A 9,725-nucleotide genomic window follows, 5' to 3' on the forward strand; every position below is an offset into this window, starting at 1 on the left:
TCTCCGGGGTGGGATGAGGGGTGTGCGTGACCGGCGGCATCGCGGTCAGCTTGATTTTGCCGGCCGCGGTGGTGAACTTGGTCATCATCTCCTGGGCGAGACCCGCCGACGGCGCGAAGCTGTCCTGCACCTTCTTCGCCCACGCGGCCCGCAGCGCCTGGTCGGCAGCGAACCAGGACGGCTGCCGGAGCACCGCGAACTCCCCGGTGACACCGCTCCAGTCGGGAAAGCGAATGTACATCTCCCGCCACAGGTCGTACTCGTACTCCCCGAGTTCACCGCGGATCCGCCCGGTCTCCCACAGGCCGCCGGAATGATTGTAGTTCGGGTCGGTACCATAGGTGCTGTACACGGTTGACTGGTCGAACATCCGGACGATGAGCGCGTAAGGGTCGGGCCAGACCCCGGGCGGCCCGCCGATCGGTGGCCGGGTTTCCCCCGGGCCGTTCTGCCCATACCAGTAGGCATTGTCCAGGTTCAGCTGGTTCACGAAGTTCAGCGCGCTGGTGACGGCCTGTCCCAACGGGTCGGCCCAGGGTTTGATCTGGTCGAGGAGACCCAGCACGCCGCGCCTCGCCGCGTTGACCTGGTCCCGGAAGGCCGCGGCCGCCGAGCCGTCGAAGTTCGCGGTCTTCGTGTCCAGCCGGGAGACGTCGTTGTCCAGATCGTCGAAGATGCCCTTGGACCACAATCCAACCTGCTGCAGGGCAGCATTGACCCCACGTAGCGTGGCCGGATCGAACGGCGTACGCGGGCCGGCGATCTGCGGGATGTCCTTGAACACCCCGGCCCACGCCGATCGGACATCCAGCAGCGGATTGCTGTCCCCGCTACCCGCGGGCGTCAGGGAGTTGCGGCTCGACGACTCGGAGTCGTCCTTCTTACCGACCCACACGGTGAGCTGCTCCGCGTTGCTCATCGAGTCGCTGGACATCCAGCGCCAGAAGGTGATGGCGCCCTCCTTGAACTTCGGCTTCCAGCTTCCGCTGGTGTGGTAATGCTCCTTGCGCTCCTCGGGAATCAGCCAGGCCGCACCGCCGGGCCCCCCGATGGTGGTCGGCCGCAGATTGTCGGCGACGGGCTTGCTGGGCGTCCCGCCTGTGTTCTCCGAACCCGAATCACCCGGGCCGGTGGCAAGATTGAGGCCGCCGTCGCTGGCGCCGACGGTGTACCCGAGGATGCGCTGGAGGACGTCCTCGATCGGCTCGGCAGCAGCCATCGTCAGCTCCCGTTGCCCGTGGCGGTCGGACCCTCACCCGGGCCCTGGGTTGTTTCCGTGGGGATGAACTCGTCGAACTCCTCTGCCGTCATCTGGTTCAGATTCTCGACCGCGTCCGTGTCCGCCAGCAGCGACTGCAGGCCCCAGTACAGGTTCGACGCGTTCGAGTACACCGTGTCGAACCGGCCCGTGAGGTTCTTGCGCACCTTGTCCAGCGCCTTGGCCAGCTTCACGGCCTCAGCAAAATCGGCGCCGCCCAGTCGCAGGGGAAACTGGTCGCCCAAGGTCAGATCCGAGTAGGTCTCGCCGCTGTCCCACTGATAGTCGGCCAGGCGGGTGTCCATGTCTGACAGCAGGTCCCCGTACTCGGTCCGGAGCCGTTGGAGAGTCGGTTCGTCGATCTTGATGGTGAACTCGGTGCCCATGGGTCTCTCCTGTCGTTCGCCTCGGTAGGTATGTCCCTGCAAGAGAGCAGCGGCCCGACCGGCCCGCCTGACCCGGCATGCCGGTGGTGGTCCGCGCGGGATCCGGTCGGCCGCTGGGCACGAGTAGAACTGGTCACCGGCGGAACGCGCCGCGGGGACGAACACGCGTGACCGGCGGGACGAGCACCGTCAGATGAGCGAGCCGAAGACGTTCGCCCCCTTCCGGTCTCCCAGTACGTACTCGTTGTGGATCTCCTCGAGCTTCTGCATGCCCACCGCGAGGGATACCTCCATGTCCTGCTGGCCCTGGTTCCACTGGGTCTGCGCCGCCGCGTAGTTCTCCGGCGCGTTACCGGCGTTGGCCGCAATGAACAACTGCACCTTCTGCGTCAGATCGCCCAGCGACGCCTCGAGCGCCTTGGTGACGAACTGAAGTTCGCCGGCGGTGTCGAGGGCGCCGTTCGGGCTGAACTGATAGGTGGCCACGTTCTCCTCATTTCTTCGGATTCATTGGATTCCAGCGCATTCCGGTGCATTCCGGCAGATTCCGGGGTTCGGGCTGGGTCGGCGGTCGGCCGGCTGCGCGTCAGGTGAGTCCCTGGGCCCAGCTGGAGCCGATCATCACGGTGTTGTCCTCGGTGGTGGTCGTCAACTTGGCGTAGGCGGCCATCGAGTCGTTCAGCAGGTTCAGCGCCGTCCGGACCTCGTTGAAACCGGTCTGCCAGCCGGCGATGGCGTCGCGGTACTTGGCGGCCGCGACGCCGCCCCACGTCGAGAACAGCAGGGAAGCGGCGCCGTCGATCGTCTTCTGGACGTTGTCGCACTCGTCCTGGCAGGTGTCGAAGGCCTTGATCATGTGAACGGTGGTGGCCTCGTCGGCGACGAGAATCGGATTTGCCACGGGGGGTGCCCTCCTGGTTCGGACTCGGACGTCATTACTGGGGGTAATCGTCACTACTGGTGGCGATCGTCACTAACGGTGGTGGTCGCCGGGCCCACGGCTGGTTGTCCTCACCTCCCTCCCGGCGTCGTCAGCGACGGTCCCGTGGGCAGGAACGCCAGGAGCTTCCAGGGGCCGGCGACGGCCAGCTCGGGTGGGTAGCCGAGAGCCTTGATCGCGTCCCCGGTCGCCGGATATGCCATGGCGCTGCCGTCGACCAGTACGCCCGGCTGCTTGTCCACGTCCGCCGCGCGACTGTCCCGAGGCAGCGGTCTGGGCACGACCAGGGCGCCGCCACCCGCGGCGACGCCGATGGCGGTGTCGCCGGACGTCCGTCGACCCGCCGCCGGCGGCACCGTCGAGAGCACGACGTCGAACGTCGAGCCGGCCGGGTCCGGCGAGGACTCGACGCAGACCGACTCGTGGGGGGCCGGCGGCCGGATCTGCGGCGGCGTCGCCGGCAACGCGTTCTGCGGCGCCGGCATCGCGGCGCGCACGGCGGCCGCGAGATCGCCCGGGGTGATCGACCGCTCCGCTGCGTCGCCCGCCTCGGCTCGGGCCAGGGCGTACTGCGTCGGAGTCAGCGCGGTCAGCCCGGACTGCAGCAGGACGTAGTGGGCGAGCGACCCGTTTCCCGTCGGCACCGCGAACAACTCGCCCAGCTGGGTGGGCTCACCGCCGATCGGCGGACCGGGCGTCCCCCGGCCCGGCACGGACACCGGCGCCAGGTCCGGCCCCACCGGCACCAGGTCCAGCCACGCCGGCGCAACGGCGGTCGGCGCGACCGTGCCAAAGCCAAGCACGTCGGCGGCCCAGGGACGGGCCAGCAGTAGCCGCTGCCCCCGCCAGAGCAGGTACTGCTGCCCGTCGGCGGAGACCAGCAGCCCCACGTCGGCGCCGAGCCGGGGCGTCGCCGCGGCGACGCCGACGTCAAGAATCATGGCCTGCCCGCCACCTGCACCAGCACCGCCACCCCCACCAGTACCGGCTGCACCAGCATCGGCACCAGCTGCACCGGCAGCGGCGTCGCCGGCCACCTTCCCTCCCCAGCCGGCACCGGGCCTGGCGCACAGCCGCCACACGCCCTCGTTGAGGTGACCGGGGTCGGGCAGCGTGTCCGGGGCGTTCGCGAGGCCGAGGGGGGCGCCGCGCGGCACTCCGGCCAGCCGGGATCGCGCCACCACCACCGGCGAGACGGCCTGGCCGGTGAGCAGCCGGGCCGAGGCGATGTTGCGCACCGGCCGCAACGCGCCGTCGACCAGCAGGAACCGGCTCCCGCTCGACTTGTCCACGATCAGGGCGCCGGGTTTGCGCCAGGCCGTCGACCCCCGCGCGGAGATCAGCGCCCAGACCGCGACCACCGCCAGCAGCAGGATCGCCGCCACGCCCCCGGTGACCAGCCCGCGCAGGTCCCGGCGGGTCGGCGACTCCAGGATGTCCGGTTCGGCCCGCACAAGCGCCCCGGTCAGCCGGAACACCATGTAGTTGTGCGCGTTGACCTGATCTCGTCGCGACGGCATCTCAGCCGACCACCGAACGGATGAATCCGATTCCGCCGAGCATCCCGACCACCATCGGAACCGAGATCACCAGCGCGGTGGCGTGCCCCCAGTCGCCGAGGCGCCCCCAGATCGGCGTCAACCGGCGCCGGGGAAGCGTGTATACGCAGGCCGCGGCGACGACCGCGAGCAGCAGAGCCAGCACGGTGGGCAGGACCGCGCCGTCTCCGAGCGCGCCCGACCGGGTCGGCAGCGACAGGACGACGGCGACCAGACCCGCGCCGGCGGGCAGTCCCAACGCCAGGCGGTGCCAGGTACTCGTCATCGGCCGGGCGGCGAGCACCTGCGAGAACCCGACGAGCAGGGCGACCGTCGCCGGCAGCCAGCCGGGCGCGAGCGCCAGGCGGAGCATCGCGATCATCGACACGACCCCGCTGGCCGCGTGCAGGGCGGTCATGTAGCGGTCGGCCCGGGCGGTGCGGGCCAGCAGTTGCGCCCCCGGTTCGGGGTCGATGTCGTCCTGCAGATCCTCCGGTTCGACCGGCAGCGGCGGCAGCGTCAGCCCGGCGAGCTTGAACGAGGCCATCGGCACCGCGGGGCGGCCCGCCACGCAGAGCAGTGCCATCACCGCCGCTGTCCTGGTCCAGTCCAGTCCGACGGCGGAACGCAGCTCACCGGCCACGGCGGCGGCGAGCGCGATGGCCACGACCGCGAGACCGACCGGCAGCAGCGTGTCCCGCACGGACGCCACGACCAGCACCAGCAGACTCGCGAGCACGGCGACTCCCGCGCCGGCCAGCAGCATCTCGGGCAGGTGGGCGCCGACGCCCGAACCGGCGTCGGCATCGGCGACCTGGAGTACCACCGCCTCCACGGCGAAGGCCACCACCGCACCGCCGAGCAGCGCGGTCACCGCGCGATCCCGCTGCCCCCGCCCCGACACCACCATGGCGACGAACAGCAGCATCGCGACGACGCCCACCGTCACAGGCCGGCCGAACGCGTCGCCGCCGCCGTCGGTGGCGCTGCCGGTGACGCCGCGGGCGCCAGCAGTCGGAGCGGGAACGTGCGGAGCGGCCAGCACCGGCACGACGAGCGCCACCAGCAACCACACGACCAGCGCCACCGCCGACACCGTGTGGGTGGTCCGTGGCCGCCACAGGCCCGAACGCGCGCTGATCCCGGTGGAGATGCCATCGATCAGGTCGTCGAAGTCCAGCGGCGGGATCTGGTCCGAACGCGGGCGGACGTGGACGGTGTCGCCGTCGAGCAGCTCGTGCTCGGCGACGCTGAGATCCTCGTCCAGCGGGGGCGAGCCGAGCCGCTGCACCACCCAGCCGCTGTGTTCCAGCCCGCGATCGGCGAGATCGGGGCCGAGACTGCGCAGCAGCGCCGGCATCAGGTCGGTCAGGGGTACGTGGGTGGGCACGGACAGATCGACCTGGCTGGTCGGCCCGATGACGAGAAGACGGCAGACCTCCGCCGCGCTGGTCTGTGCCATGTCTTCGGCACGCCGGACTCGGGCAGGCCGGTTCATCAACGTGATCCAGGTCACAGGGGCCGGACTCAACCCGCCGTCGCGCCGGACGCGTGTACGGGACATGGCCACGGTCGCGTTTCGCCGCCCCGCCCGCCGTACCGGTCCGGAGATGCCGCACGGCGAGATCACGCTTCAGGAGCCGCCCACCATCCCCGAGGTTCAGGCCGCGGGCATGCGGGTGCTGGTGATGATCCTCCCGATGGCCCTGATGTCCGGCGGAATGATGTACTTCTACATCGGTCGCTCGGCGTCCGGGCCCGCGGGCCTGGCGATGATGGCCGTGATGGGCCTCGGCATGGCCACCATGGGCCTCGGCCAGGTCATGACGCAGTCCGGCGACCGCAAGCACAAGGTGGGCGGCGAGCGCCGCGACTACCTGCGTTACCTCTCCCGCACCCGCCGCCAGGTCCGGGGCTACGCGGAGAAGCAGCGTTCCGCCCTCGCCTGGCGCCACCCGGACCCGGAGTCGCTGTGGTCGCTGGCCATGACCAGCCGGTTGTGGGAACGCCGTCCGACCCACCCGGACTTCGGTGAGGTGCGGGTGGGGACCGGGTCGCAGCGCCTCGCCGTGCGGATCACCCCGTTGCAGACCAGCCCGGTGGAGGACCTGGAGCCGGTGTCGGCGAAGGCGCTGCGGCGGTTCACCCGCGCGTACACGACGGTCCCCGGCCAGCCGGTCGCCCTGTTCATCCGCGGGTTCGCCCGGATCCAGGTCGATGGCGACCGCGAGGTGTCACTGGGCATGGTGCGGGCGATGCTCGCCCACATGGCCACCTTCCACGCCCCGGACGAGGTCCGGATCGCCGTCTGCGCCTCTGCGCAGCGGCGCGAGGAGTGGAACTGGGTGAAGTGGCTGCCGCACGCCCAGCACCCCGACGACCACGACGCGGCCGGCCCGGTGCGGCTGTTCGGGGAGTCGCTGGAGGACGTCGAACGGCTGCTGGGGCAGAGCTTCGGGGAGCGGGCCCGGTTCGAGACCGGGGCGGCGCCCTCGCGTGCCGAACCGTTCGTCGTCGTGGTCAGCGACGGCGGCAGGATCTCGCCCGGGTCCCGGTTCCTCGTCTCCGGTTACCGCAACGCCGTCCTCGTCGACTTCGAGCCGGGCGGCGGCGGCAGCGCCCGGCACCTGCTGCACCTCGACATCACCGCCACCGCCACCGCCGCCGCGACCATGGACATCGTCGAGGTCGACCGGGTCGGGCGGGAGGTCCGGACCCGCCTGGCCACCCCGGACGTGCTGTCCCGGGTCCGGATGGCGATGCTGGCCCGGCTGATGGCCCGGCACAGCGCCGGCGAGAGCGCCGAGCAGACCCCCGACGGGCTGAGCGCCAACCTCGACCTGCCCGACCTGCTCGGCCTCGGCGATCTGGAACGGTTCGACCCGAGGACCGTCTGGCCGACCCGGCACGGGTCCGAGCGGCTGCGGGTGCCCATCGGCGTCGCCGCCGACGGCTCGCCCATCGAGCTGGACATCAAGGAGTCCGCCGAGGACGGCATGGGGCCGCACGGGATGCTGATCGGGGCAACCGGCTCGGGCAAGAGCGAGCTGCTGCGCACCCTCGTGCTGGCGCTGGCGGCGACGCACTCGTCGGAGACGCTGAACTTCGTGCTGGTCGACTTCAAGGGCGGCGCGACCTTCGCCGGGCTGGACCGGCTGCCGCACGTGTCCGCGACCATCACCAACCTCGCCGACGAGGCCGCGCTGGTGGACCGGATGCGCGACGCGCTGCGCGGCGAGCTGGTCCGCCGCCAGGAGCTGCTGCGCCGCGCCGGCAACTTCAGCTCGGTCCGGGACTACGAGCAGGCCCGCGCGCAGGGCGCGCCGCTGGCCCCGCTGCCCACCCTGTTCGTCATCGTCGACGAGTTCAGCGAACTGATCGCGGCGCACACCGACTTCATCGAGCTGTTCGTGATGATCGGCAGGCTCGGCCGATCGCTGGCCGTCCACCTGCTGCTGGCCTCCCAGCGCCTGGACGACGGCCGCATCCATCAGCTCGAAGGCCACCTGTCCTACCGGGTCAGCCTGCGGACCTTCTCGGCGATGGAGTCCCGGTCCGTCATCGGCGTTCCGGACGCCTACGAGCTGCCCGCCGCGCCCGGCAACGGCTACCTGCGCTCCGACGTCGCGACGATCACCCGGTTCAAGGCGGCCTACGTCTCCGGGCCGTACCGGCTGCGCTCGACCCACGTCGACCAGGACGTCATCGAAAGCCAGGTCGTGCCCTACGGGACCGATCACGTCCCCGTCGTCATCCGCGAAACCGACGCCGGCGGCGACTCCGACGAGGCCGACGGCGGCGACGCCACCGCCAGCACCGTGCTGGAGGTGCTGGTCAACCGGCTGATCGACCAGGGGCCGCCGGCGCACCGCGTCTGGTTGCCGCCGTTGGAACAGTCGCCGAGTCTGGACCAGATCCTGCCGCCGCTGCTACCCGACCCGGAACACGGGCTGCGGCCCGTCGACGCTGGTGCGGGCGGACTGCTGACGGTCCCCGTCGGGATGATCGACAAGCCGTTCGAGCAGGTCCGAGACCTGTTGACGGTCGACTTTGGTGGCGTCGGCGGCCACCTCGGGATCGCCGGCGGGCCACAGAGCGGCAAGAGCACCCTGCTGCGATCCGTCATCGCCGGCCTCACCCTGACCCATTCACCGCGGCAGGTGCAGTTCTTCTGCCTGGACTTCGGCGGCGGCGCGCTGGCGAGCATCGCGGACCTGCCGCACGTCGGCGGGGTCACCGGCCGCCACGACCCGGACCGGGTGAACCGGACCGTCGCCGAGATGGTCTCGCTGCTCGGCGACCGGGAGCGGCGGTTCGCCGAACTCGAGGTGTCCGGGATGTCGGCCTACCGCGCGCTGGTCGCGGCGGGACGGGTCCCGGCGGAGGAGTTCGGTGACCTGTTCCTCGTCGTCGACGGATGGTCCACCCTGCGCCAGGAGTTCGAGGCGGCGGAGGCGGGCGCCCGCGAGATCGCCTCCCGGGGGCTGAACTACGGCCTGCACATCCTGCTGACGGCCGGGCGATGGTCGGAGATCTACCACACGATGCGGGACAAGATCGGCTCCCGGTTGGAGCTGCGACTCGGCGACCCGGTGGAGTCCGGCATCGACCTGCGGGCGGCCGCCGCGGTGCCGAAACTGCCCGGACGCGGGCTGACCGACACCAAGCTGCACTTCATCGCCGCCCTGCCGAGGATCGACGGCGCCGGCTCGGTCGACGATCTGGCGCACGGCACCCGCCACCTGGTCTCCGCGGTCGTCGACGGCTGGCCCGGTCCGAGGGCGCGGGGCGTGCGGACGCTGCCCGCCGTCCTGCCGGTGGAGCAGTTGCCACCCGCCGACGGCGAAGTCGGCGCGATGCGGGTCGCCCTCGGCGTCGACGAGAGCCGGTTGGAACCCGTCTGGCACGACTTCCGCCAGCTGCCGCATCTCACCCTGCTCGGGGACAACGAGAGCGGCAAGACCAACCTGCTGCGGCTGGTGGCGCGGGCGATCACCAGCCGGTTCACCCCGGCGCAGGCGCGGATCATGGCGGTCGACTACCGTCGGCGGCTGTTCGACGACATCCCCGACGCCTACCGGCTGGGCTACTCGGTGTCGTCGGACAGCACCAGGGCGACGGCCCGCGACGCCGTCGCCGGGCTCACCCCGCGGATGCCCGGCGCGGACGTCTCACCGGAGCAGCTTCGGCGGCGCGACTGGTGGTCCGGGCCGCTGCTGTTCGTGCTCATCGACGACTACGACCTGCTGACCGGCTCGGACAACCCGCTGACCGCGTTCGTGCCGCTGCTGCCGCAGGGCGGCGACATCGGCCTGCACGTCGTCGCCGGTCGGGCCGCCGCCGGGCTGATGCGCATGTCGATGGACCCGCTGCTGCGCCGGCTGCAGGAGCTCAACACCCCCGACCTCGCGCTGTCCTGCCCGCGCAGCGAGGGGCCGCTGCTCGGCGGGGTCAAACCACGGGTCCTGCCGCCCGGGCGGGCGCTGCTGTGCACCCGGCGGGGCAGCCGGCTGATCCAGACCGGCTTCGTCGCCGAGAACAGCGCCGCTGGCAGTGCGGCCGGATCATCCTCGCGGTGATCCACCGCGGGTCGACTCGGGGGC

Annotated in this window: 7 protein-coding genes; 1 reads left to right on the plus strand and 6 read right to left on the minus strand. The window is 71.4% G+C overall.

The window, feature by feature from the left end; genetic code table 11:
- The 6 genes from NBZ83_RS25595 to eccD form a co-directional block, all read right to left on the minus strand.
- Positions 1 to 1,219 (minus strand): hypothetical protein (locus NBZ83_RS25595; RefSeq protein WP_261575953.1); only part of this gene is annotated, 1,219 nt, incomplete at its 3' end.
- Positions 1,220 to 1,221: 2 nt separating this feature from the next.
- Positions 1,222 to 1,644 carry a hypothetical protein gene (locus NBZ83_RS25600; protein WP_261570778.1) on the minus strand — a complete coding sequence of 141 codons (423 nt, stop codon included), beginning with the start codon at positions 1,642 to 1,644 and terminating at the stop codon, positions 1,222 to 1,224.
- 189 nt (positions 1,645 to 1,833) lie between these two features.
- Complete coding sequence (locus NBZ83_RS25605; RefSeq protein ID WP_261570777.1) at positions 1,834 to 2,130, minus strand: WXG100 family type VII secretion target; 297 nt, start codon at positions 2,128 to 2,130, stop codon at positions 1,834 to 1,836.
- A 100-nt stretch (positions 2,131 to 2,230) separates the two neighbouring features.
- Complete coding sequence (locus tag NBZ83_RS25610; RefSeq protein ID WP_261570776.1) at positions 2,231 to 2,545, minus strand: WXG100 family type VII secretion target; 315 nt, start codon at positions 2,543 to 2,545, stop codon at positions 2,231 to 2,233.
- A gap of 110 nt (positions 2,546 to 2,655) precedes the next feature.
- On the minus strand, positions 2,656 to 4,104 hold the full coding sequence (locus tag NBZ83_RS25615; protein WP_261575954.1) for a type VII secretion protein EccB: 1,449 nt from the start codon (positions 4,102 to 4,104) through the stop codon (positions 2,656 to 2,658).
- A 1-nt stretch (position 4,105) separates the two neighbouring features.
- Positions 4,106 to 5,584 carry a type VII secretion integral membrane protein EccD gene (eccD, locus tag NBZ83_RS25620; RefSeq protein ID WP_261570774.1) on the minus strand — a complete coding sequence of 493 codons (1,479 nt, stop codon included), beginning with the start codon at positions 5,582 to 5,584 and terminating at the stop codon, positions 4,106 to 4,108.
- Positions 5,585 to 5,684: 100 nt separating this feature from the next.
- Here eccD and eccCa point away from each other — a divergent pair, with 100 nt between their 5' ends.
- Positions 5,685 to 9,701: a type VII secretion protein EccCa gene (gene eccCa, locus NBZ83_RS25625; RefSeq protein WP_261575955.1), complete on the plus strand. Its 4,017-nt coding sequence runs from the start codon at positions 5,685 to 5,687 to the stop codon at positions 9,699 to 9,701.
- The last annotated feature ends 24 nt before the right edge of the window (positions 9,702 to 9,725 follow it).

It is taken from the genome of Frankia gtarii, from assembly GCF_025403375.1.
GTDB classification, from domain to species: domain Bacteria; phylum Actinomycetota; class Actinomycetes; order Frankiales; family Frankiaceae; genus Frankia; species Frankia gtarii.

Coding starts and splice junctions, on each gene's coding strand:
- eccCa (WP_261575955.1), top strand. CDS start 5,685: ATGGCCACGGTCGCGTTTCGCCGCCCCGCCCGCCGTACCGGTCCGGAG.
- NBZ83_RS25615 (WP_261575954.1), bottom strand. CDS start 4,104: ATGCCGTCGCGACGAGATCAGGTCAACGCGCACAACTACATGGTGTTC.
- eccD (WP_261570774.1), bottom strand. CDS start 5,584: ATGGCACAGACCAGCGCGGCGGAGGTCTGCCGTCTTCTCGTCATCGGG.
- NBZ83_RS25600 (WP_261570778.1), bottom strand. CDS start 1,644: ATGGGCACCGAGTTCACCATCAAGATCGACGAACCGACTCTCCAACGG.